Here is a 23,260-nt window from a genome sequence, read left to right as displayed (position 1 = left end):
CTATAATTTTTTTCCTTTTTTTTGAAAAAACGAAACCATTTTGAAGGGATATCGTATATAATTATACGTATTGTGATTAAAAATGGCTCGTCCATTTAGTTATAAAGTAGTTCTTCTAATTCTTGATGATTTATCAAGAATTTACATGGTCTAATTTTAGTCAAGTAATGAATAATAAAACAAAATACAAAAAATCATTGAACTACTATACACAAAGAACGGTCTATTAATAAAAACTAATTGAGGGAGAGTTAGTAAGTCTATGGTTGAGAATAATTTGTCCACTACAGGCAAAAAGAAAGCTACTGCATCTGGATTTGCACTTCGTACGATATACTATTTAGCAATTCTGATTACGTTAGCGTTAATATACGGCTTACAGGGTATGAACGCAGCTCCATTCATTTACGCCGAGTTTTAAACAGAAGGAGGAAAAGCAAAAGTGAAACTGCTTAAGACGATACAGCAAATTTCTCAAAAATATCCTGAGAGGGATGCTTTTGTAAATGGCGAAGTAGTATTATCATATGGAGACTTATGGGAGAAGTCGAATCGATTGGCTTCATACATTGGAAGTCTGCAATTAGAACCAAAGTCGCCAATAATGGTGTACGGCCATATGGATCCTGAAATGCTAATTTCTTTTCTTGCCAGCGTTAAATCAGGTCATCCTTATATTCCGGTTGATATATCAATTCCTGCAGACAGAGTTTCAAGTATTATGGAACGCTCACAGTCGGGGTTGATGATTTCAACAGTTGAAAAAGTGCCGGAATCACTAAACGAGGGTACGCAGCTTATTCTGAGTGAACATTTGCAGCATATACTTGGCAGCAGTGAACAAACAAATGAAAATGAAGAAGCATGGGTAAGTGAAGAAGATAATTTTTATATCATTTACACTTCAGGAAGCACAGGCAATCCAAAAGGTGTTCAAATCAACGTTAACAATCTTGAGAGCTTTGTAAATTGGATGCTGAAAGACTTCTCTATTCAAGAAAATCGCCGCTTTTTAAACCAGGCGCCGTTTTCTTTTGATTTGTCTGTGATGGATCTTTATCCGTCATTGTGTTCTGGCGGAACTTTAATTGTAGCAACAAAGGATTTAATTGCCCAGCCAAAACGACTATTCGAAGCGCTGGAAAAGGGGAATATTCAGGTTTGGACATCCACTCCTTCATTTGCACAAATGTGCTTAATGGATCCATCCTTCAATGATCAAATGATCCCGGCTATGGAAGTATTTCTTTTTTGCGGAGAAGTGTTATCGACACAGACAGCCCGCCAGTTAAAAGAGCGTTTTCCAAAGGCCAAAGTCTTTAACTCCTATGGACCTACAGAAGCAACAGTAGCAGTAACCGCTCTTGAGGTAACAGATGAGATACTAGAGGCACATCATGCATTGCCGATTGGCTATATTAAAGACGATTGTCAATTACTAGTGGTGGATGAAGAAGGACAGCCTGTTAATGAGGGCGAAAAAGGAGAATTAATTATTGTTGGCCCTAGCGTAAGTAAAGGGTATTTGGGAGAAAAGGCTCTAACAGAAAAATCATTCTTTGTGCATAATGGGCAAAGAGCTTACAAAACAGGTGATGCAGGTTATATTAAAGAAGGTTTAGCTTATTATCAGGGAAGGCTAGATTTTCAGGTTAAAGTGCATGGGTATCGAATGGAGTTAGAGGAAATCGAGTTCCATATCCAAAAATCACAATATGTAGAAGCATGTGTAGTAGTACCATTTTATAAAGACGATAAAGTTGACTATTTATCTGCTTTCATTGTTCCGGCGAGTCATTCTTTTGAGAAAGATTACCAGTTGACAAGTGCAATTAAGAAGGAATTAGGAGATCTTATCCCGGCATATATGGTTCCTAGAAAATTTGTCTATTGCAAGAGCCTGCCAATGACTCCAAATGGGAAAGTGGATAGAAAGCAATTAGTTAACGGAGTATTAGCATGACACCCTATGAAACATTTCTGTTTTTCTTTATTGTCTTAATTCTGTTAGCTCCTACTATAATACTTGGTTTATTCGGTAAGAGCTCTCGAATTTATAACATGCTTATTACCTTGATTTTTCTGGCTATAATCTTTTATCACAAGAACAACTATCTTGAAATTACATCCCTGATTATATTCACTATTTGGCAGGTAACTCTAATTAAAATTTATTGGAATTACAGGCAAAAGGATAACCGGACATCTGTATTTGTTGTTTTTACAGCGGCAACGATTCTCCCGTTATTCCTTGTTAAGCTTTTTCCGGTCTTAGGAATAACAAATCTTTTTGGATTTTTAGGCGTATCCTATGTTTCGTTTAGAGCGATTCAAATGATTATTGAAACAAGAGATGGGTTAATAAAATCCAATATTTCAGTGATTGATCTTTTGTATTTCATGCTGTTTTTCCCGACTATATCCTCGGGACCGATTGACCGTTATCGAAGGTTTGAAAAGGATCACAGGTCCGTACCAACATCGGAAGAATATAAGGAATTACTGTATTTAGCTATAAATAAGATTTTTCTTGGATTTTTGTATAAGTTCATTATTGCTTATTTGATTCACCGCAATATCTTAACATACTACGATACCCATAGCGTCCATCATACCCATCCGATTGAGGCGCGCATTATCTATATGTATGCTTACAGCATGTACCTGTTCTTTGACTTTGCAGGCTACAGTAACTTTGCTATAGCAGTAAGTTACCTTATGGGTATTCGTTCACCGGAAAACTTTAATCTTCCATTTATCAGCCGGAATATTAAAGACTTCTGGAATCGCTGGCACATGACGCTTTCGTTTTGGTTCAGAGATTATATCTACATGCGTTTTGTTTTGTGGATGACGAAAAAGAGATGGATTAAGAACCGGTATACCGTTTCTAATATGGGATATACCCTTCTATTCCTAACGATGGGTTTCTGGCACGGCTTTGCTTTGCAATATATCATTTATGGTTTGTACCATGCAGCGTTAATGTGCGGGTTTGACTACTTTGATCGATTGAATAAAAAGCATAAATTCTGGCCTAAGAACCGAGTAACCCATGTTATATCGATTATTATCACGTTCCATTTTATTTGTTTTGGTTTCTATATCTTTTCAGGACAATTATTTCGCTAAAGGAGAAATGCTACTATGGAAAAACAAGATGTTATTCAACTAATTGCTGAAGTTTGCCAGGACGATGTCGTAAAGGAAGAGCCTAATATAGACTTATTTGATTCTGGCTTATTGGATTCATTTGGAACAATTAATTTGCTTGTTGAGATTGATGATCGCTTCGGGATTAATATTCCTATTACGGAATTTAACCGTGAGGAGTGGAACACACCGAATCATATTGCAGAGAAGCTAGCTGAATTGAAATGAAAAAATATTCGTTTGGCCCGCTTTTACTAGCACTTCTTTTATTTTTAGTGTTTATATTTATGCCGAATAGCTGGATTGGCAGCTTAATTACAGACAAAAAAGTAACAGCTTCTGCAACAGCTTTAAACCCGTTAATGTTCCAAGGAAAGTACCTGCAAGAAAGAGCCATTGAAAGCAACAAGTATTACCCAATCTACGGGTCATCTGAGTTATCAAGGATGGATCCTTTTCATCCTTCTGATTATTTTGCCGTAAACAATAAGGGGTTTACACCTTTTTTGGTCGGCAGAGGAGGCACCCAGTCACTTGTTAATTTTCTAAGCCTTTCACAAAATGCTGATAAATTGAGAGGAAAGAAGATTGTGTTCATTGTATCTCCACAGTGGTTTCATACAAGTGGAACGGATGAGGCACACTTTGCACCCAATTACTCAATCCTTCAAGGTTATGAATTAGCATTTAACAAAAGCTTAAGCTCCGACGTAAAGAAAAGGGCAATGAAAAGGTTGTTGAAATTTAAAGAAGTAAAGAATGACTTTATGCTGTCTACTCTTTACCGTGCACAAGTTAATGGCTCAAATACGGATAAGATGAAGGCTGATTTGGTCAGACCTGCTGCCTATTTGTATAAAGCACTGCTTGAAAAGAAGGATTTATATTATTCGTTATATCCATCAAAGCAGCCTACCCGTGTAATTAGGCCGTCATTAGTGAAAAATAAATCCTGGAAACAATTAGAAAAAGCAGCAGCGAAATATGCTAAGCCAAGAACAGGAAGAAATAACCCTTATTTTATAGATAATAACATCTATAAACATTCGGTAAAGCCTGTATTAAAGAAATATAAGAACATTAATAAGCATTATAGCTATGTAAAGTCTGTGGAATATGGAGACTTTCAATTAGTGCTTGATATGTTGAAGCAGGCAGGGGCAAAACCTATTTTTGTCAGTATTCCGGTGAATGGGCGCTGGTATGATTACACTGGTTTCCCTAGAAAAAACCTGAATGCTTATTATAAAAAAATCAATGCACAGATTAAACGGGAAGGCTTCCCAGTTCTTGATTTAACCAAGCACGCGTATGAACCTTATTTCTTTAAGGACAGCATGCACATCTCCTATAAAGGATGGGTATATGTTGATAAGGCCATGCAGGAGCAGTGGGCTAAGAAATAAGCAGTTATACTTGCAAATTTTAGTTAATTGTATACTATCGTTTGTTTCTTAAAAAAAACTTAAAAGGTTTTAGAAAACAAATATGGATTTAAAAAGAGGGTGACTCAAAAGGCGTTATAAGCGGCCTTTTGAGTCACCTCTTTTTTATTTGAACAGAAAAAGGAAAAGGACTTGTGGTGTCTTTGTTAAAAATTTATTTGAGCAGAAAAGAACATCCAGGAGAAATAGCGTTTTAGCATATCTAGTAAGACCCAAGGCTTGTTTGGATTCAACATTGATTAGAGTAGAAAGAAAAGAATCCTGCAAGTTAAGCAATTTCTTGGGGGTATCCCGAAAAGTATGCTGCGATGTGGTTCCATTACTGCCCACGGCAAGCAAGTATACGGAGTGAAAATCAACAAGCAAAAAAAGTGGCTGTCGCCAAGGTCACTTGATATGATTGCACCATTTGGGTTATTCTGTTTTACTATTTGAAAGAAACGAATAAATGGCTGAAAAGTCTTTTTTGCTTAAACCCTGCTGTTTTGCAAGCGCATATACTTCCTTGGTGACATTGGCAACAGGCATTGCCAAGTTTTTTTCAAATGCAGAAATGGAGACAAGCTGGAGATCTTTTTGGATATGCTCCAAAGGAAATTCAGGATCAAATTGATTGGACAAAATCTTATCCTTTTTCAGCTTTAAGCTGGGTGCTGCTGTTGGACCGTTCAAAATGGTTTCCATTACCATTTCTTTTTCAAGTCCCAGGGCTTCACCTAAAGAAACGGCTTCTGAAAAGACAGCCATGTTTTGAGCGAGCATCAGGTTGATAATGATCTTCATAGAAGAGCCTTTTCCATTTTCACCAAGGTGCTGAATAGATTTTCCCATGGCATTTAAATAAGGCTTTACTTCTTCTAAATCTTCTTCATTTCCCCCCACAAGGAAGACAAGTTCTCCAAGCTCTGCAGGCTTTAATGAACCGGTTACTGGAGCATCTAGGAAGCGGAGGCCGCGTGTGAATGCTTCTTGTGCCATTTTTCTTGAAAAAGACGGGTTAACGGTGCTAGAGTCCACCCAAAGAGCTCCTTCTCTCATACCAGACAGGAACCCTTCTTCTCCTGTCGCCAATTTTTCTACAATCTCCGGATTTGCAAGCATAGTAAAAACAATATCCGCTTTTTGAGCCAGTTCTTTAGGGGAGTCAGCCCACTTTGCCCCTTTTTCCAACAGCTCATTTGCCTTGTCCCTTGTACGATTATAAACGATAAGGTCAAAGCCTTTATCTAATAGATTAGAGGCCATTCTGCTGCCCATAATACCTAAACCAATAAAACCTATCATGCTAATACACCTCATTTGATTATATTTATTAAGATAATTAATATTTATTAAGATAATTACTAGATTACCCCATTTTAATAGAAATTACACTGAAATTGCTTATGGCACAATGTTCTTTTCAATTGACAGCTGTTCTTCATAAAAGGATATCCTGCTTCAGTGCTTTTTGAATGCAGACATGATGCCGCAGAGCCATACAACTCATATGATCCTTATAGCACAGCAATCTATGCCAATATAACCTTATAAAATCGAATTGAAGGGAAATAGGAGGAGATGCGCTGTTTAATAAAGAATACTATTGTAAAGCAGGAAATAATAGATGCAGGCAGGTGATGGAAAGAATGTATGAAACGATTCTTTTTGACGTGGATGGTGTTTTTTTAAGTGAAGATCGATATTTTGATGCTTCTGCTTTAACCATATGGGAGCTGCTTTACAGTGAAAATTATTTAGGGCTTTCACAAGAGGAATTCAATACATCGTATGATGACGAAGCAATCAGAGGGATTAGAGAATGTATTTTTAAGAAAGACCAGATTTTAAAAGAATATAAATCACGTGGACTTAATGCCAATTGGGATATGATCTATATAACTTTTTCCTATCACTTGGTAGAATTAATGGCTCAAATAAAAGATAAAGAGACAAATAAGATAGAAAAATGGCTGGAAAATGAGATTGACTATACTACATTGGAAGAAATGAAACAGGTATTTGCTGTGCATTCCTGTAAACCTAATTATGACGCTGTTTTGCATCGTGTGAAAAACTTAAAGGAAATAGGAAAAGCGCTCATACTGGAGATTAATAAGCAGGCTGAAGAAGAACTTGGAGTAAAAACGTCTATTTTCAAATCTAAAAGTAAGCTCTGGAGTATATGTGAGCATATTTCACAGGAGTGGTATGTCGGAGATGAATGGGTCCTAACTTCTACCGGAAGGCCTGCTGTTCAAACAGGAAAACAAGGATTTTTAAACGATGAGAAGACGTTGGGGTCACCTGAAGACATTCAAAACTTGCTTCGTTTTGTTAGAGAATCGGGTATTAATGTCGGGATTGGAACAGGAAGACCACAATTAGAGACCTTAAAACCGTTTCAGCATCTGAATTGGATTGAATTTTTTGATACAAATCATATTGTGACCGCAGATGAAGTGCTATTTGCTGAAAAAGAATTTCCTGAAAGTCCATCACTATCAAAGCCGCATCCTTTTTCGTATTTATTTGCATGGGCTGGGAAGGATACTGCTTTAGAGAGTATTCTAAAGTGGGGGCTGCCGGTCCAAAATGGAGAAAAAATCTTAGTTGTAGGTGATTCACTTGCCGACCTTTTTGCGGCAAGGAAAATGGGGTGCCGTTTCGCCGCCGTACTGACGGGTTTATCAGGAAAAAGCGCTAGAGCAGAGTTTGAAATGCATCAAGCTGATTATATACTTGACTCAATTCTGGATTTAAAAGAGCTTCTTACTGCAAGGCTCTTTTCGTAAATTAGTGCATTTTTACATAAGCTTTGTTAAAGGACTCTGTTGTTCTTTACTATAAAATGAGCTAAAAACGACCTAAAAGCAAAAAACTGTACCAGGAAGCTTTATACCTGGTACAGTTTTTTATGAGAGGATAAGTGAAAGTATCTAGCTTTTCTAATGTAGTTTTTGTCTAGCTCCAGCGCCTATCGGCTAGCGTATTTGTTAGTAGGATTAAACCTTTACCCAGCTGGGTTTATTAAAGAAGGAGTAGCCCGTAGACAATCCCAATAGCTTTACATCTTTAATGGCCGCAGTTTCTTTTAAGGCAGCTAAAACTCCGTCATCCGCAGCTTTATCAAGTGTAAGAACCATGATGGCTTCACCGCCAATTTCAGATCTTCCCACCTGCATGGTGCCAATATTAATTTGATGATCCCCAATAACAGAACCAACTCTTCCGATTACTCCAGGGATATCATGATGTTTAATATAGAGTAGGTTTTGCTCTGGTCTAACGTCAATCTGGTATTCATTAATCTTTACGATACGTGAACCAATGCCGTCCAATAAGGTACCGCCGATACTTACACTCCGCTGACGGTTGCTTAATTTGAGCTCAATATAGTTAGTAAAGCCAATTTTTGATGCATTTCGCTGAACGGCAAAGCTAAGTCCGTTTTCTTTTAATAAATGATGAGCATTCACTAAATTAACGGTATCGCTTAGATGATAGGAAAGAATACCTTTAATCATTGTCCTGGAGAGAACTTCAGTATCATTATCAGCAATCTCACCGTGATAGAAGACTTCAATTTTTTCAGGAGCTTCTTTAAAAAACTGAATGGCAATTTGCGCAATTTGTTCAGAAAGCTGAAGATAGGGTTTCATCGTTTGCTGATTCTCAAGTGAGATGTCAGGCATATTTATGGCATTGCGAATGGAGTCATATTCAAGTATGTCAATGACCTCCTGGCTGATTTCCTTTGCAACTTTTTCCTGAGCTTCTTTAGTAGAAGCGCCAAGATGAGGAGTGACAATGAGATTGGGATGCTTAAGCTCAGGTCCGGGCGGTTCCTGCACAAAAACATCTAATGCCGCGCCTGCGACAATACCGCTTTCCAGCCCTTCAAGCAGAGCTTCCTCATTTACAATTCCGCCGCGGGCACAATTTATAATCCGCACGCCCCTTTTTACTTTTTCCAGATAACTCCTGTCTATTAAAGAATTCGTCTCCTTGGTTAATGGGGTATGGATGGTAATAAAATCAGAATGAAAGGCAATCTCATCAAGAGTGGCTTTCTTAATACCCAAATTTTTTGCCCGATCTTCTGTTAAAAATGGATCGTATCCCAGAACGGTCATCTGGAAAGCCTTCGCGCGTTTTGCTACTTCTATTCCAATTTTACCCATCCCAATAATTCCAATGGTCTTATCAAACAGCTCCACACCTTGAAACTTGCTGCGCTCCCACCTATTAACCTGCATCGATGAATAGGCCTGGGGAATTTTGCGGGCAAGAGCCAGCATCATCGCAAAGGTATGCTCTGCTGCAGCGATTGTGTTTGCTCCAGGAGAATTGACTACAATAATGCCTTTTCTTGTTGCTGCGGCTACATCAATATTATCAACACCTACTCCAGCTCTTGCAATTAAACGAAGTCGCTGCGTGTTTTCTAAAAGCTCTTCTGTTACGGTAATCCGGCTGCGAATAATGAGAACATCATATTGATTGATGATGTTCTTTAACTCCTCAGGATCAATTTGAGGGATCTTATCTATTAAAAATTGGGGATGCTCTTCGAGGGCTCTTAGGCCCTTATCACTTATTGAATCAGCAACAAGTACTCTATACATGCTGGAACCACTCCTCCTTAGCCTTTGATGTAGCTTTGCCAAACAGATTTTCATTTCGAATTTGGCTGATAACCATCTCAAGTCCGCTTAACACCTTCAGGATATCATCCGGTGTGCAATAACCCATATGGCCGATTCTCAGAATGTGCCCCTTCAGTTTCTTTTGACCGCCTGCAATAATAATCGATTGCTCTTCTTTTAGCTGTTTTTTAATTTGATTTACAATGTCTTGCTCTGGTTTAAACGAAGTAACCGTTGGAGATGCGTGGGCATCTGACACAAAAAGCGGCAGAGAAAGAGCTTTAAGTCCTTTTCTAACCATATTTTTCATAAGAAGATGCCGTTGAATGACTTGATCCATACCCTCTTCTTCAATCATGCTGCAAACTTCCTCCGCCCCGAATAAAAGAGAAACGGGAGGAGTAAAAGGCGTTGTTTTTTGTGTGTCATAGGATGCAAGATAGCGGTTTAAGTCGAGGTAAAAACGACGGGTTTTACAGTTTTTTGCAGCTTCCCTTGCCCGATTATTCAAGGCTATGAATGCAAGTCCGGGAGGAAGCATGAAGGCTTTTTGTGAGCCGGATACCAGAATGTCAATGTGCCAGTCCTTCATATCGGCAGGTACTGCCCCAATACAGCTGACCCCATCCACAATGAATAAAGCATCTGTATGTCTGCTTATGACTTCCCCAAGCTCTTTAATAGGATTTATGACCGCTGTGGATGTTTCACAGTATGTAGCAAAGACTGCTTTAATTTTTCCGTTAACTGTCTGAAGGAATTGTTCCAGCTTTTCGGGCTGGCAAGCCGTTCCCCACTCGATTTGAAGTTTATGAACTCTGGCACCGTATGATTCACAGATGCTAGAAAACCGCTCGCCAAAAGCCCCAGTTTCAATGACTACTACATCATCATGTTCTTGCACAGTATTTACGACTGCACATTCTAAAGCGAGAGTGCCGCTTCCGGAGAGTGTGATAACTGGATTCTCGCTGCCAAAGATGGGGGATAAACGTTTAGAAACAGACTCCAGCAAGAGGCTGAAGGATTCACTCCTATGCGCAATCATTGATTGATTCATGGCTGTTTTCACACGTTCTGGAATAGGGGTTGGCCCGGGAGTAAATAAATATTGACGGTCCATCAGCATAATAAACATCCTTTCAAATAGAATTGTATCAAGCCTTGAAAAGCATAATTTGATACTCTCAGGCAAAGTAGAACAGGACATTCAATGAGGAAGGTGCATAGATGATTTTGTCTGTTTAGAACATTCTAACAACGTGCTTTAGTGATGTAAAGTGTCAAAACGATAGCAACTTCCGCTCAAAAGTAGAAAAAACAGGGATGTAAGCGTGTACTAAATAGAAAAATAAAAATAAATGAAACATTAAAAAATGAGGAAATATAACATTTGACTAATTCATGCTAGTATATTAGGATTAATGTGAAAATAAACATAATTAAATCTCATAAATTGTTGTTTTCGAACAATGGACATTTTTTTATTAAGGCAGTCACCGTGTCACCCTTTCGTCAATATTCAAATTTGCCATACCGAATCTGGTTCTTTATCTATTTTTCAAGCATAAATTGCAACAAAGTTTACGAATTAAGTCTAACTAAATAATCTTATCAAGAGTGGCGGAGGGAATGGCCCTGTGAAGCCCGGCAACCGCAGACATTTGTCTGAAAGGTGCTAAATCCATCAGAACTTAAGAGCGTTCTGGCAGATAAGAATAAGTAGTAAAAAACTTCTTCTTATTTGAAGAGGTTTTTTATTTAGGATTTTTTCGTAAGTCCCAACAGATTTCTAGTATTTACTTACAAAAAATCGCCGTGAAATCGGCCTTTATTTATCAGCTTACAGCACCTGTTATATTCAATCACTGTAATTCTAAATAAGGATAGCTTGTTTATTAGAGGAGGAAAAGGGTATGAAATATGGTTTCTGGCTGCCCATTTTTGGAGGCTGGCTCCGTAATGTAGAGGATGAAAAGATGCCTCCAACGTTCGAATATGCAAAAAAAGTCATTCAGTCGGCTGAAAAGTGGGGTTATGATATCACTTTGATTGCAGAGCTTTATCTTAATGATATAAAAGGGCCAGAGGCGGATTCATTAGAGGCCTGGTCAACAGCCGCTGCACTTGCAGCGGTAACGGATAAAATTGAAATTATGGCTGCTGTAAGGCCAGGCTTTCATAATCCTGCTGTTACAGCAAAAATGGCTGCTAATATTGATCAAATCAGCAATGGTCGTTTCACCTTAAATGTTGTTTCAGCCTGGTGGGAGGAAGAAGCCCGCCAATACGGAGGCGTTTTTACTGCACACGATGAACGCTATGAAAGAACGGAAGAGTTCCTGGATGTATTGAAGGGACTCTGGACGGAAGAAACGTTTTCTTATAACGGGCGCTACTACCAAATAAACAATGCCCATTTGTCGCCAAAACCGGTTCAGCGGCCAAATCCGGTCCTATATGCCGGCGGAGAGAGCGAACGGGGAAAACAAGCGATTGTAAATGCGTGTGATGCATACGTAATGCACGGCGGAACAGTGGATGAAGTACGCACAAAAATTGAAGATATGAAAGAGCGGCGCCAAAGGTCTAATCAAGCCGATTTTCAATCCTTTGGTATGGCAGCCTACGTTATTTGCCGAGATACGGAAGAAGAAGCACAGGCGGAGCTTGAGAGGATAACAGATATAAAGGAATCCAGCGGCTATGCAGGCTATAATGACTTTGTCACCAAGTCACAGCTGGAACAGCAGGTAAAGCTTTATGATTATTCTGTTTCCAACAGGGGTTTGCGGCCAAATCTCGTGGGAACACCTGAACAGCTTGCCAGGAGAATAACCGAGTATGAAGAAGCAGGAGTTGATCTTCTTTTACTGCAATTTTCACCTCAACTCGAAGAAATGGAGAGATTCTCAAGAAAGGTCATGCCATTATTGTCAAAATCACATGTGTGAATATGAAAAAATTCGTTTGGAGGCAGAGTATATGACTAAGATCTACATCATTCATGAAAACTCAGAATGGACCAACCATCTTACAAAGCGTTTAGAGGAGCTTGAGCTTCCATACGAAGAATGGTTTATGGACGAAGGCCTGGTTGATCTTTCATCCACACCTCCAGAAGGAGTGTTTTTTAGCAGGATGAGTGCTTCGTCTCATACCAGGGGGCACCAGTATGCCCCAGAACTTACATCTGCTTTATTTTCCTGGCTTGAAGGAAGCGGTAGGACGGTTTTAAATGGGAGCAGTGCTTTAAAGCTGGAAGTGAGCAAGGTAAATCAATATGCAGAATTAGAGGCACATGGGATTCGTACACCTAAAACCATTGCTGCTGTTGGGAAGGACCAGATTATTGAAGCAGCAAAAAAACTGGAAAAAAGCTCTTTTATCACAAAGCATAACCGGGCTGGAAAGGGACTGGGGGTTCAACTATTCCATTCAATAGATGCATTAAAGGAATATGTGTACAGTGAAAGATTTGAACCTTCAGTTGATGGAATCACTCTGGTACAGGAATATATCCAATCTCCTGAGAAGTATATTACCCGCTGCGAATTTGTGGGAGGAAGATTTGTCTACGCAGTCCAGGTTGATACATCAGAAGGATTTGAGCTATGTCCAGCTGATGCGTGCCAAATTGGCGACTTATTTTGTCCAGTAGGGGAAGAGCCGGTGCAAAGGCCAAAATTTCAAATTCTTGATGATTTTGATCAGGAAATGATTAGAAAATACGAGGATTTGTTAAGGGCTAATAAAATTCAGGTGGCAGGAATTGAATGTATTCGAAATGAAAATGGCGAGACATTTACTTATGATATTAATACCAATACAAACTACAATTCGGATGCAGAGGCACAGGCAGGGAATTATGGAATGCTTGAACTGGCAAAATATTTAGGTGAAAAACTTAAAACCGCCAAAGCTGTAGGGATATAGAAAAGCGGAAGCGCCTTGGTCATCGGCGTACGGATTTCAGAATCTACGACTGAGATAAAGGAAACACAGCGAGGGACGAGCTGATGTTGACTTATCGTAGGGAGGAGACGGAGAAATCGGCTAGCCGATAGGCGGTGGAGCTAGACAGAGAAAAGAGGAAGCACCTTGGTCATCGGCGTACGGATTTCAGAATCTACGACTGAGATAAAGGAAACACAGCGAGGGACGAGCTGATGTTGACTTATCGTAGGGAGGAGACGGAGAAATCGGCTAGCCGATAGGCGGTGGAGCTAGACAGAGAAAAGAGGAAGCACCTTGGTCATCGGCGTACGGATTTCAGAATCTACGACTGAGATAAAGGAAACACAGCGAGGGACGAGCTGATGTTGACTTATCGTAGGGAGGAGACGGAGAAATCGGCTAGCCGATAGGCGGTGGAGCTAGACAGAGAAAAGAGGAAGCACCTTGGTCATCGGCGTACGGATTTCAGAATCTACGACTGAGATAAAGGAAACACAGCGAGGGACGAGCTGATGTTGACTTATCGTAGGGAGGAGACGGAGAAATCGGCTAGCCGATAGGCGGTGGAACTAGACAGAGAAAAGCGGAAGCGCCTTGGTCATCGGCAAGAGAAAATCTATTAAAGCTCCATATTGATTCGATAAAATGATGATAGGTGCGGAAATCATCAGCAGGAATAACAAATCTAATCGTACTAGTGCAGAATAATAATTTAGGACCTCTTCTTCAAAGGAGAGGTTATTTTCTTGGGGGAAATAAGATAAAATAAGAACTAGAAAAAAATCAATTTAAATTATGAGCGCAAGATCTAAACAAATAATGTTCGCCAACAGGCATCGGCATCGCAAAGCGAGCGGGAATGCTTGATCATAAAAAGCAAAACAAGGTGTATCCTTTTGAAACATCAGGGCTTAGGTGGTAAGAATGTTATATAAATATAACGAGATTTATTTATGCAATACAATAAGTATGGGAGAGAGATGAATGGAAAATCAAAGAGCAGTGGAGACCTGCCTTTTAGCGGGTAAAATAATGCTGCAAAGCGGCGGAGAAACCTACAGGGTGGAAGACACCATGACAAGGATGGCCCAAGCTTGCGGTATCCATTATTCCCACAGTTTTGTTACACCGACAGGCATTATCTTTTCCGTAGATGGAGCAGAAACGACCAGGCTCGTACGAATTTCCGACCGTACCACTGATTTAAAGAAGGTTACGATTGTGAATAGTATATCAAGGAAGCTTACGAATGCTGAAATTTCCATTGATGATGCTTACAATGAATTAAAAGGGATAGAAAGAGCCAATTTACTGTATCCTTTATGGGCGCGAATCGCAGCAGCCTTTATTTCCAGCGGATGTTTCCTAATCATGTTCATGGGAAAATGGCATGATTTTTTGCCGGCAGCTATCTGTGGAGGTATGGGATTTACAGGTCTTATTTATTTTCATCGTTTAATTCAGCTGAAATTTTTCGCTGAGTTTCTAGCATCCTTAATGATTGGACTTGTTGCTTTGGCAGAGGTTAAGTTAGGACTTGGTTCGGATATGGATAAAATTATTATTGGCTCTGTTATGCCTTTAGTACCGGGCGTTTTGATTACGAATGCAATAAGAGATTTGATTGCCGGCCACCTTGTTGCGGGCTTATCAAAGGGAGCGGAGGCTTTTTTAACGGCTTTTGCCATTGGGTCTGGAATAGCGATTGTCTTTTCCGCTATTTAATCAGTCTTTTTATTAAGCTCTTTTCGCAACCTTGTTGCTATTTGGCAGAAAAATATCATTGTAAATATATGCTCAGTATTAAAGCTTGTAAATAGCATACGAAAAGATGCCGCGAAGATAGACAACACACGGAATAATCCTTTATATGTAAGGCAACAATCTATGCGAAAACAGCCTATTATTATTCACATGCCTCTGGATAACACCTAATAAAAGGGCGGGTTTTAATAAACTAATGTATAAGAAAAAGGAGATTAACAAATGGGTATGGTGGACCAGTTATTAACCAGCCTGATTGCCACAGGAGCCTTTGGAATCATCTTTAATGTTCCGAGAAAAAAGCTTTTGCAATGCGGGTTTGTCGGAATGGTAGGCTGGATGGCGTATGTTTTGCTCATACATTTTCATTTTGATAACGTAGTAGCTACTCTGGCAGCATCCGTTCTCATTGGGATCATTAGCCAGGGTTTTGCCAAGTTTTATCGTGCACCTATCATAATCTTCAGTGTATCGGGGATGATTCCCCTTGTGCCAGGAGGTATGGCGTATGATGCTATGAGGCATTTTGTACAAAATGATTACAATGGTGCGATTCAGTTAGCTGCCAAAGCTTTTATGCTGGCTGGAGCGATTGCCCTTGGAATTGTTATTTCAGAAGTGCTAAATCAAAGCATAAAAAAATCAAAGAACAGAAGAATGAACATCCGCGGCGGATTATAAACGAAGAGGGTGACTCAAAAGGCGGTTATAAACGGCCTTTTGAGTCACTTTTTTTAATTTTGGACAGAAAAGGAAAAGGGGAGAAGAACACTTAGTGCAAATATAAGCATGGCGTCTCTTTTAAACATTAATTTGAGCAGAAAAGAACTGGCAGGAAGAATGCGCTAAGCATAACTAGTAATATCCAATGCTCGTTTGGTTTCAACGGTGATTAGAGTGGAAGGCAAAAGATTTCTGCAGATTAAGCAAGTTATTGGGAGATCCCTATAAGCATGCAACGATTTAATACCTCTGCACCCACATAAAGCTAGTATTCGGAGTGAAAAGCAACCTGCAGGATGATCAAAATGCTACCTATGTCTATGTACATTCCTAATATGGATTTAATTCAAAGGTTGATTGGAGCGGATACACGAGACTCCTGCGGGATCAGCGTGTTTGGGGAGACCCCGCAGAAAGCGAGTGCCTGCAGCGGAAATCAACCTAGCAGGAAGATCAGAACGCAGCCTATATCTATGTACAATCCTAACTTTGTTTTAATTTAAAGGATGATTGAAGCGAAAAGAAGTGCTTGCAGTGGTAATTTACAAGTAAGTGCCTGAGAATCTGCCTTTACATATGTCCGAAATATTATTCGAAAATATAATCGATGGGACAATTCAATTAATTGGAACTAGGCACATATAATAACATCAGTTTTTCATAATGCCCATGAAAGGTCTGATAATATGTGTGGGATTACAGGTTGGGTTCATTTTCAAAAGGATCTAAGTAAAGAGCGGCATATAGTGGAAAGTATGGCAGAGACCCTTGCAAAGCGCGGGCCGGACGATACAAATTGCTGGTACGACCGCCATGCAGCCTTTGGACATAAGCGGCTGGTTGTAGTTGACCCTTTAGGGGGTATTCAGCCAATGACAAGAAAGAAAGGGGACTATACTTATACGATTTGTTACAATGGAGAGCTTTATAATACAGAGGATATCAGGAAGGAACTTTTAAGCAATGGATATACCTTTAATGGGCATTCCGATACGGAAGTCCTGCTTACTGCATATATAGAATGGGAAGAGAAGTGTGTAGACTATTTCAATGGCATTTTTGCATTTGCTATATGGGATCAGAAGAATTCCCAGCTGTTTATGGGAAGAGATCGAATGGGCGTTAAGCCTCTTTTCTTTAAAGAGCATGAAGGCGGATTTTTATTCGGATCAGAAATTAAAGCCATACTTGCCCATCCAACGGTAAAAGCAGAAATTGGGAGGGAGGGGCTGTCAGAAGTCTTTGGACTTGGTCCTTCTCGGTCACCGGGACATGGTGTTTTTTCAGGAATTAGGGAGCTGAGGCCGGCGCATGCTTTAAAGCTTTCCAAAGAGGGTTTAAAAATCTGGCGCTATTGGGATGTGAAAAGCGAGAAGCATGAGGACTCTGCTGATGAAACAACCGAAAAAATCCGTACATTATTTCTAGATGCGGTTACCCGGCAGCTGGTTTCTGATGTTCCAGTTTGCACATTTTTATCAGGAGGGGTCGATTCAAGTGCAATTACTGCTATTGCCGCGAATCATTTCAAAGAACAAGGGAAAGATCCTCTCCATACTTTCTCTATTGACTATGATGAAAATGATAAATACTTTAAAGCAAACGATTTTCAGCCGAATGCGGATGGCGCTTATATCCGTTTAATGTCTGAACAATTTGGGACAGTTCATCATTCATGCGTTATCAGCCAGGAGCTGCTCGCGCAGCATTTAAGGGAAGCCGTTTATGTGAAAGACCTTCCCGGCATGGCAGATGTAGATTCTTCCCTGCTCTGGTTTTGCAGGCAGATTAAGAAGGATTTTGTAGTAAGCTTGTCAGGAGAATGTGCGGATGAAATTTTTGGAGGATACCCATGGTTCCATAGAAAAGATGACCTTGAACGGGAGGGTTTCCCGTGGATGAGATCGACAAATGAAAGGGCTGGCTTTTTACAGGATCATTGGAGCCGGAGGCTGAACATAAAAGATTATGTTATGTCCCGATATGAAGAAACGATAAAAGAAACCCCTGTATTAGACGGAGAATCTGAATTAGAAGCAAAGCGCCGTCAGTTATTTTATTTGAACCTGCATTGGTTTATGACAACTCTTCTGGACAGAAAAGATCGAATGAGTATGGGGGCGAGCCTTGAAGTAAGGGTACCTTTTGCTGACCACAGACTGGTAGAATATGTATGGAATATTCCGTGGGAAATGAAGATGTACGGTGGAAGAGAAAAGGGTATTTTAAGAAAGTCACTCGAAGGGATTCTTCCTCATGATGTCCTATATAGAAAGAAAAGCCCTTATCCTAAGACACACCATCCTGCATATACGACTGCAGTGAAGAACTGGCTTTCAGATATCCTTACTGATAAAAGCTCGGTTTTATATGAATTTTTGAAGCATGATCAGTTAAAAGAAATTGTTGATTCAGAGGGGAAAGCCTTCCAGGTGCCATGGTTTGGTCAATTAATGACCGGGCCGCAGCTGCTGGCTTATTTAGCTCAGATTCATGTATGGTTTGATCATTATCAAATTAATATTAAAGAGTAGGTCTCTTTTGGTAAACTTTATTGCTATTTGAATAAAATAAATCTAGGATAAACAATGTTCAAGCCTGCAGCAAAATGACTTATAACGAAAAGATTTCACGATGACTTACTTATTACGGGTTTAACGCTTTTTCGAAGAACTACAATCTATACGCAAACCGAAAAGGTTAAAAAATGAGAGAGGCTGAACGTGCCAAGTACATTATGGTGCCGGGATTCAGCCTGTTTGTTTTGTTGTGGAGAATGTTGGTTTTTTCCAGACTTCCTCATGGATAATTATCATGCATAAATTCTACCTGTTTTATAAAAAATAATGGAGGACCAGGAATAGAGAAAGGAGCTTGAAAAATGGGCAGAACCAAACGTGGAAACCAAAATGCTGCAAGGAATAATAATGTAAAAAAAGGAAACGAAATAAGTTCAGAGCTTGTAGAATTTACTACCGGCCAGCAAGAAAAAGCGGGTAAACGCTTAAAGGATTAACAGATAAAAGGCAGGCAAGTGCTTGCCTTTTCTTTTTAACATTGGCTTTTTATGTTCAGCATGATTGCTTGGGGGTCTTGCCATGTACCTTGTTATTGTTGTAGCGGTTTATATCCTTTTTGCTACATGGTTTGTTGATTGGAAACGCTGGAGAGAGTATTACCCAACCATCCAATTTTATATCGTTTTTAACTTTCTTTATAATTTTCTTTTTTTTCGTCATACTTTGTGGGCTTTTCAGGCAAAAACCTTTAATTGGCTAAACCATACGCTTATTGATATCACTTTTTCTTTCTTTATTATCCCCGTTATTATTATGATTTATTTGAGATATCAGCCCTCAGGGGGAAAGCTGATTATTTATACATCCATTTGGATAGTATACTTCTCTTTCTTAGAGTATATATTTTGGAAAAGAGGGCTGTTCATCTACCAAAACGGCTGGGGGCCTATGTGGTCATCCTTTTTTAATATCATTATGTTTACCTTGCTGAGAATACATTACAAACATCCTCTAACCGCTATTCTTATGTGTATCCCAATTATTACAATCCTGCTGTTTTTATTTCACCCGGCACTATCTCAGTTGAAATAGGGAAAAGCTTTCGCATGACAGGAGAAAACGATGCATTCAACCATTCTGTTCTTCACTACTTTGATCTCTGTATATTCTTTAATGGCCTGGTATTTATATAAGCTGAAAAATAAATAACATATTGAAAAGTTAGATGTTTATCCTTCTTACACTTTAAATTTTCTCCAAGACAGAAAAGTGTAATATTTTTTGGCGGATAATTTAGTAAAATTTAAAACTTTCTTGAGTTTCTCCCATTAGATTGGTAAATTGAAAGTAGGAATTGTCGCATTTTTAGAAAAGATTTATCTAAAGGGGAATAGAGATGATCGAATTCAAGAATGTTTCCAAGGTCTATCCTAACGGTACTCAAGGATTGAAAAATGTAAGTATCACTATCAACAAAGGGGATTTTGTAGTCATTGTCGGGCTTTCTGGTGCAGGTAAATCTACTTTTTTGCGCTCTATAAACAGGCTTCACGAAATTACGGATGGGGAAATCCGCATTGATGGAAAGTCCATAACTGCTGCCAAGGGAAAGGATCTCCGTTTTATACGGCGTGATATTGGAATGATATTTCAAAATTTTAATTTGGTAAAGCGATCAACCGTTTTGCGAAATGTCCTATCTGGACGTGTAGCCTATCATTCTACCATTCGCACACTTCTTGGGCTTTTTCCGAAAGAAGATCAGGAATTGGCAATAAATGCGTTGAATCGTGTGAATATTGCGGATAAAGCGTATTCGAGAGCAGACGAGCTTTCAGGGGGGCAGCAGCAGCGTGTCTCTATTGCCCGTGCACTGGCACAGGAAGCAAAAATCATTCTTGCAGACGAACCAGTAGCATCTTTGGATCCTTTTACCACTAAACAGGTAATGGATGACTTGAAGAGAATTAATTTGGAGCTGGGGATCACGACGGTTGTCAATCTGCATTTTGTAGATCTAGCGAGGCAGTATGCGACAAGAATCATTGGAATCCGTGCCGGGGAAGTTGTTTTCGATGGACCTGTTGAAGAGGCGACGGATGAAGTGTTTTCACAAATTTATGGCCGTGAAATTAAGAAAGATGAACTCTTAGGGGAGACGGAATGATGGATGCGGCAAATAAAAAAAGGTTGAAGAGAATCAAAACACTGCTGACGGTTATTTGTATCCTTTTGCTATTAGTAGGTAGTGCACTAGTAACACAGGTTTCATTCACTGATCTTTGGAACGGTCTTCCGAATATGGGAACTCTGCTAGGAGAAATGTTTCCTCCTGACTGGTCATATTTTGGTTATGTAACGCAGCCGATGCTGGAAACCATCCGAATGGCGGTACTTGGTACTACGTTTGGAGGCATCATTGCTATTCCAGTAGCACTTTTATCTTCCAGTAATGTTATTCGAATTCCAGTAATCTATCAAATTTCCAGGTTCATAATGAACTTAATACGGACAATCCCCGAGCTGCTGCTCGCAGCGCTATTTGTACCTATTTTTGGCATAGGAGAAATTCCAGGTATTGCCGCTATTACGGTTTTTTCCTTCGGGATTATTGCAAAGCTTACGTTTGAATCAATAGAAGCCATTGACCCGGGGCCCTTGGAAGCAATGACCGCTGTTGGAGCCAACAAGGTCCAATGGATTTTCTTTGGCGTGATACCGCAAGTAATGGCTCATTATATGTCTTATTTCTTATACAGCTTTGAAATTAATATTCGTGCAGCTGCTATTCTAGGTTATGTTGGCGCTGGCGGTATAGGTCTTGTGCTAAGTAATGCCTTAAGCTTTTTTCAATATAATCAGGTGCTTACCATTATCATTTATACACTTATCGTAGTACTCATTATTGATGCAGTCAGTAATAAAATACGGGAGAAATTGCTATGAATGAAGTATCAGTAGGCAAGCCAATTAAAAAACCTATTAAAAAAAGAATTAGAAACTGGGTTGTATTCGCCATTGTTGTTCTAATCTATGTATGGGCTTTTTGGGGTGCCCCGCATATATCCCTTAAGTCTTCAGCAATAACGGCAATTAAGTTTATCGTCCATGGCATTTTTCATCCAGACTGGAGCTATATCTCTGAACCGGGCGGTGAAGACTTGCTGCATGCTTTGCTTCAGACTTTAGCAATAGCCATTCTTGGAACCTTTATCTCTGCTATCATATGCGTTCCGTTTGCATTCTGGGCTGCCCGGAATATAAGCAAAAATTACTGGGTTTCAGGATTTGGTAAAGCTGTTCTAAGCTGTATCCGGGTATTTCCCGAGCTTATTATGGCACTTTTATTTATTAAAGCAGTTGGACTTGGACCGTTTGCCGGTATCTTAGCATTAGGTTTCCACTCTGTCGGTATGCTGGGGAAATTGTTCGGTGAATCAATAGAAAACACTGAGTTTAATGCAAGGGAAGCGCTCATAGCTTCGGGTGCAAATCGAATCCAGATCCTTAGGTTTGCCATTATTCCCGAGATATTGCCTGCCTTTATGTCCTATACATTGTACCGTTTTGAAATTAGTGTGCGTTCGGCTACCATTTTGGGGATCGTTGGTGCAGGAGGGATTGGTGCCCCGTTAATCTTTGCGTTGCAAGGCCACAGCTGGCCGAGAGTGGGCATTATTTTATGGGGGATTATTGTTATGGTTACGGCTATTGACTTAATATCAAGCACTATTCGCAAGAGGTTGATTTAATGCTTCATTACGCTCAATTAATATAATACTATCGTTTCTTCATGAATACTCATAAGAACTGTTTAAGAAGCATGGCAGGAAGAAAAAGATAAAAAGGCTGAAAACGACGGAAACCATTCCCGTCGTTTTTCTGTTAAGGAGGAACAGGGCAGGAGTATTATTTAGATGGAAGTTGATTTACTGAGTTAAAGCACTAAAGGGGTCTGACCCCTTTAGGACAGTAAAGTAAAACAGCCGCTGACCAATGGCAGCGGCTGGAGGATAAATGGTTTATTTTCCGATGTTTTTAACTTTATCGCTGTAATCTCTTACAACATCGAAGGTAGAATCAGATGCTTTTTGATAGCCTTCATGTGTATAAATGGACTCGATGATTTTTTGTCCTTTTGGATCATTTCCGATTTTTATGAAAGCATTAGCAATTTTATCAGCCCATTTTTTGGAGATGTCTGGACGGATACTGATTGTATCGTTTGGTATTTTAGCTGTTTGATAAATATAATGAGTATCTTTAAAGACATTTGGATATTCGCCCTTCACAATATTACGTGCATCCTCAAATACCGCTGCTGCATCCACATCCTTGTTTAGCACAGCTAGTACAGCTTTATCATGACCTTGGAAAACAACGCTCTTCACGTCTTTCTGTGCGTCGATTCCAGCTTTTTCTTTCATTTCAACCGCTGGCCATACATACCCGGCAGAAGAAGTAGGAGATTGCCAGCCTATCGTTTTTCCTTTTAGGTCATTCAATGATTTAATGCCAGAGTCATTTCTCACTAAAATACCAGCATAATAGTAGGAAACTTTATCAGATGTGTTAGCACCTGTCTTAGGATCAACGCCAAAACGCAAAGCCTGTAAAAGAACATTTGCATATTTCTTTTGATGGGCCAAAACATAATCTGTCGGAGGCAGGAATCCTAGTTCCAGTTGTTTAGAGCCCATGGCTTCTACTACACCATTGTAATCGGTCGTTACTGTTACTTTAACCGGAATTCCCAATTCTTTTTGAAGTAAATCTGCTAAAGGCTTAGCCCGAGCTTCTAGTGTTTCAGCGTTTTGGGACGGAACAAAACCAATTCTTAGTTCTTTTAAGTCGCTCCCGCTGCTGCTTGAACTGGTTCCGCACCCTGCCATCAGGCCAGAGACAATACCAATTGTCAGGAATAAAGCAAAAAATTTTTTTAACATACATTAACCCCCAAATGTAGTAAAATTTTTTTGACTTTCCTTTAATATCATATAACATAATATTTAGAAAAGAAATGAAAAATCTGTATTATATGAAAAGTTTATCAAATATTTACACTTATGGA

21 protein-coding genes and 1 riboswitch are annotated in these 23,260 nt (G+C 39.5%); of the genes, 17 read left to right on the top strand and 4 right to left on the bottom strand.

Translation table 11 applies throughout. From position 1 onward, the window contains the following. Window positions 1-262 precede the first annotated feature (262 nt). From A5N88_RS24435 to dltD, 5 genes are read left to right on the top strand one after another with little or no spacing between them, the layout of a single operon-like run. On the top strand, window positions 263-421 hold the full coding sequence (locus A5N88_RS24435; RefSeq protein WP_083953169.1) for a teichoic acid D-Ala incorporation-associated protein DltX: 159 nt from the start codon (window positions 263-265) through the stop codon (window positions 419-421). 21 nt (window positions 422-442) lie between these two features. Then, a complete protein-coding gene (gene dltA, locus A5N88_RS15150) occupies window positions 443-1,963 on the top strand; it encodes a D-alanine--poly(phosphoribitol) ligase subunit DltA (protein WP_066267555.1) in 1,521 nt (506 codons plus the stop codon). Then, on the top strand, window positions 1,960-3,132 hold the full coding sequence (gene dltB, locus A5N88_RS15145; protein ID WP_066267554.1) for a D-alanyl-lipoteichoic acid biosynthesis protein DltB: 1,173 nt from the start codon (window positions 1,960-1,962) through the stop codon (window positions 3,130-3,132). Before dltA ends, dltB begins: the two co-directional genes overlap by 4 nt. A 15-nt stretch (window positions 3,133-3,147) precedes the next feature. Next, entirely contained in the window at window positions 3,148-3,381 is a 234-nt protein-coding gene (gene dltC / locus A5N88_RS15140; protein WP_066267552.1) for a D-alanine--poly(phosphoribitol) ligase subunit DltC, read from the top strand. Beyond that, window positions 3,378-4,559 carry a D-alanyl-lipoteichoic acid biosynthesis protein DltD gene (dltD, locus tag A5N88_RS15135; protein ID WP_066267550.1) on the top strand — a complete coding sequence of 394 codons (1,182 nt, stop codon included), beginning with the start codon at window positions 3,378-3,380 and terminating at the stop codon, window positions 4,557-4,559. The genes dltC and dltD overlap by 4 nt, the downstream gene beginning before the upstream one ends. 453 nt (window positions 4,560-5,012) lie before the next feature. Here the strand turns inward: dltD and A5N88_RS15130 are convergent, their stop codons facing one another. Beyond that, complete coding sequence (locus A5N88_RS15130) at window positions 5,013-5,882, bottom strand: NAD(P)-dependent oxidoreductase (RefSeq protein ID WP_066267548.1); 870 nt, start codon at window positions 5,880-5,882, stop codon at window positions 5,013-5,015. Between the two features lie 344 nt (window positions 5,883-6,226). On the opposite strand from A5N88_RS15130, the gene A5N88_RS15125 reads away from it, so the two are divergent. After that, complete coding sequence (locus A5N88_RS15125) at window positions 6,227-7,372, top strand: HAD family hydrolase (RefSeq protein ID WP_066267546.1); 1,146 nt, start codon at window positions 6,227-6,229, stop codon at window positions 7,370-7,372. Window positions 7,373-7,582: 210 nt separating this feature from the next. Here A5N88_RS15125 and serA read toward each other — a convergent pair whose 3' ends face one another. Beyond that, window positions 7,583-9,205, bottom strand: coding sequence for a phosphoglycerate dehydrogenase (serA, locus tag A5N88_RS15120; protein ID WP_066267544.1), 1,623 nt, complete (start codon window positions 9,203-9,205; stop codon window positions 7,583-7,585). After that, window positions 9,198-10,355 carry a pyridoxal-phosphate-dependent aminotransferase family protein gene (locus A5N88_RS15115; RefSeq protein WP_066267543.1) on the bottom strand — a complete coding sequence of 386 codons (1,158 nt, stop codon included), beginning with the start codon at window positions 10,353-10,355 and terminating at the stop codon, window positions 9,198-9,200. The genes serA and A5N88_RS15115 overlap by 8 nt, the downstream gene beginning before the upstream one ends. A gap of 479 nt (window positions 10,356-10,834) precedes the next feature. Beyond that, window positions 10,835-10,945, top strand: a riboswitch (SAM riboswitch). 197 nt (window positions 10,946-11,142) lie between these two features. Here A5N88_RS15115 and A5N88_RS15110 point away from each other — a divergent pair. From A5N88_RS15110 to phnE (A5N88_RS15065), 11 genes are all read left to right on the top strand, one after another. Next, window positions 11,143-12,180: an LLM class flavin-dependent oxidoreductase gene (locus A5N88_RS15110; RefSeq protein ID WP_066267542.1), complete on the top strand. Its 1,038-nt coding sequence runs from the start codon at window positions 11,143-11,145 to the stop codon at window positions 12,178-12,180. Window positions 12,181-12,211: 31 nt separating this feature from the next. Next, window positions 12,212-13,162 (top strand): ATP-grasp domain-containing protein, encoded by a 951-nt coding sequence (locus A5N88_RS15105; protein WP_066267541.1) that lies wholly within the window; start codon window positions 12,212-12,214, stop codon window positions 13,160-13,162. A gap of 1,005 nt (window positions 13,163-14,167) precedes the next feature. Continuing rightward, window positions 14,168-14,908: a threonine/serine exporter family protein gene (locus A5N88_RS15100; RefSeq protein WP_066267539.1), complete on the top strand. Its 741-nt coding sequence runs from the start codon at window positions 14,168-14,170 to the stop codon at window positions 14,906-14,908. 261 nt (window positions 14,909-15,169) lie between these two features. Next, on the top strand, window positions 15,170-15,628 hold the full coding sequence (locus A5N88_RS15095) for a threonine/serine exporter family protein (protein WP_066267537.1): 459 nt from the start codon (window positions 15,170-15,172) through the stop codon (window positions 15,626-15,628). A gap of 347 nt (window positions 15,629-15,975) precedes the next feature. Then, on the top strand, window positions 15,976-16,173 hold the full coding sequence (locus tag A5N88_RS15090; protein WP_066267535.1) for a hypothetical protein: 198 nt from the start codon (window positions 15,976-15,978) through the stop codon (window positions 16,171-16,173). Between the two features lie 183 nt (window positions 16,174-16,356). Beyond that, on the top strand, window positions 16,357-18,204 hold the full coding sequence (asnB, locus tag A5N88_RS15085; protein WP_066267533.1) for an asparagine synthase (glutamine-hydrolyzing): 1,848 nt from the start codon (window positions 16,357-16,359) through the stop codon (window positions 18,202-18,204). Between the two features lie 347 nt (window positions 18,205-18,551). Further along, window positions 18,552-18,686 carry a protein YpzF gene (gene ypzF, locus A5N88_RS26180; protein WP_260525562.1) on the top strand — a complete coding sequence of 45 codons (135 nt, stop codon included), beginning with the start codon at window positions 18,552-18,554 and terminating at the stop codon, window positions 18,684-18,686. 82 nt (window positions 18,687-18,768) lie between these two features. Beyond that, entirely contained in the window at window positions 18,769-19,281 is a 513-nt protein-coding gene (locus tag A5N88_RS15080; protein ID WP_066267531.1) for a CBO0543 family protein, read from the top strand. Between the two features lie 304 nt (window positions 19,282-19,585). Then, window positions 19,586-20,356, top strand: coding sequence for a phosphonate ABC transporter ATP-binding protein (phnC, locus tag A5N88_RS15075; RefSeq protein ID WP_066267529.1), 771 nt, complete (start codon window positions 19,586-19,588; stop codon window positions 20,354-20,356). Next, window positions 20,353-21,135, top strand: a complete 783-nt coding sequence (gene phnE, locus A5N88_RS15070; RefSeq protein ID WP_066267527.1) for a phosphonate ABC transporter, permease protein PhnE — start codon at window positions 20,353-20,355, stop codon at window positions 21,133-21,135. Before phnC ends, phnE (A5N88_RS15070) begins: the two co-directional genes overlap by 4 nt. After that, complete coding sequence (phnE, locus tag A5N88_RS15065; protein WP_066267525.1) at window positions 21,132-21,941, top strand: phosphonate ABC transporter, permease protein PhnE; 810 nt, start codon at window positions 21,132-21,134, stop codon at window positions 21,939-21,941. Before phnE (A5N88_RS15070) ends, phnE (A5N88_RS15065) begins: the two co-directional genes overlap by 4 nt. A gap of 270 nt (window positions 21,942-22,211) precedes the next feature. Here phnE (A5N88_RS15065) and A5N88_RS15060 read toward each other — a convergent pair whose 3' ends face one another. Continuing rightward, the gene (locus A5N88_RS15060) at window positions 22,212-23,135 is read right to left on the bottom strand and encodes a phosphate/phosphite/phosphonate ABC transporter substrate-binding protein (protein WP_066267523.1); all 924 of its coding nucleotides are present in this window, start codon (window positions 23,133-23,135) and stop codon (window positions 22,212-22,214) included. Window positions 23,136-23,260: the final 125 nt, after the last annotated feature.

Origin of the sequence: Heyndrickxia acidicola (assembly GCF_001636425.1) — a bacterium.
Classification (GTDB): Bacteria; Bacillota; Bacilli; order Bacillales; family Bacillaceae_C; genus Bacillus_AE; species Bacillus_AE acidicola.
Note: the sequence above shows the minus strand (reverse complement) of the source record. Positions and strands in the feature narration are given on the sequence as shown.

Bases quoted from the DNA above. Each gene is read 5' to 3' on its own strand.
- A5N88_RS15125 (WP_066267546.1), top strand. From the start codon at position 6,227: ATGTATGAAACGATTCTTTTTGACGTGGATGGTGTTTTTTTAAGTGAA.
- ypzF (WP_260525562.1), top strand. From the start codon at position 18,552: ATGGGCAGAACCAAACGTGGAAACCAAAATGCTGCAAGGAATAATAAT.
- serA (WP_066267544.1), bottom strand. From the start codon at position 9,205: ATGTATAGAGTACTTGTTGCTGATTCAATAAGTGATAAGGGCCTAAGA.
- dltB (WP_066267554.1), top strand. From the start codon at position 1,960: ATGACACCCTATGAAACATTTCTGTTTTTCTTTATTGTCTTAATTCTG.
- A5N88_RS15080 (WP_066267531.1), top strand. From the start codon at position 18,769: ATGTACCTTGTTATTGTTGTAGCGGTTTATATCCTTTTTGCTACATGG.
- phnE (WP_066267525.1), top strand. From the start codon at position 21,132: ATGAATGAAGTATCAGTAGGCAAGCCAATTAAAAAACCTATTAAAAAA.
- A5N88_RS15060 (WP_066267523.1), bottom strand. From the start codon at position 23,135: ATGTTAAAAAAATTTTTTGCTTTATTCCTGACAATTGGTATTGTCTCT.
- A5N88_RS15115 (WP_066267543.1), bottom strand. From the start codon at position 10,355: ATGCTGATGGACCGTCAATATTTATTTACTCCCGGGCCAACCCCTATT.
- A5N88_RS15110 (WP_066267542.1), top strand. From the start codon at position 11,143: ATGAAATATGGTTTCTGGCTGCCCATTTTTGGAGGCTGGCTCCGTAAT.
- A5N88_RS15100 (WP_066267539.1), top strand. From the start codon at position 14,168: ATGGAAAATCAAAGAGCAGTGGAGACCTGCCTTTTAGCGGGTAAAATA.
- dltC (WP_066267552.1), top strand. From the start codon at position 3,148: ATGGAAAAACAAGATGTTATTCAACTAATTGCTGAAGTTTGCCAGGAC.
- asnB (WP_066267533.1), top strand. From the start codon at position 16,357: ATGTGTGGGATTACAGGTTGGGTTCATTTTCAAAAGGATCTAAGTAAA.
- A5N88_RS15105 (WP_066267541.1), top strand. From the start codon at position 12,212: ATGACTAAGATCTACATCATTCATGAAAACTCAGAATGGACCAACCAT.
- phnC (WP_066267529.1), top strand. From the start codon at position 19,586: ATGATCGAATTCAAGAATGTTTCCAAGGTCTATCCTAACGGTACTCAA.
- phnE (WP_066267527.1), top strand. From the start codon at position 20,353: ATGATGGATGCGGCAAATAAAAAAAGGTTGAAGAGAATCAAAACACTG.
- A5N88_RS24435 (WP_083953169.1), top strand. From the start codon at position 263: ATGGTTGAGAATAATTTGTCCACTACAGGCAAAAAGAAAGCTACTGCA.
- A5N88_RS15095 (WP_066267537.1), top strand. From the start codon at position 15,170: ATGGGTATGGTGGACCAGTTATTAACCAGCCTGATTGCCACAGGAGCC.
- dltD (WP_066267550.1), top strand. From the start codon at position 3,378: ATGAAAAAATATTCGTTTGGCCCGCTTTTACTAGCACTTCTTTTATTT.
- A5N88_RS15090 (WP_066267535.1), top strand. From the start codon at position 15,976: ATGCTACCTATGTCTATGTACATTCCTAATATGGATTTAATTCAAAGG.
- A5N88_RS15130 (WP_066267548.1), bottom strand. From the start codon at position 5,882: ATGATAGGTTTTATTGGTTTAGGTATTATGGGCAGCAGAATGGCCTCT.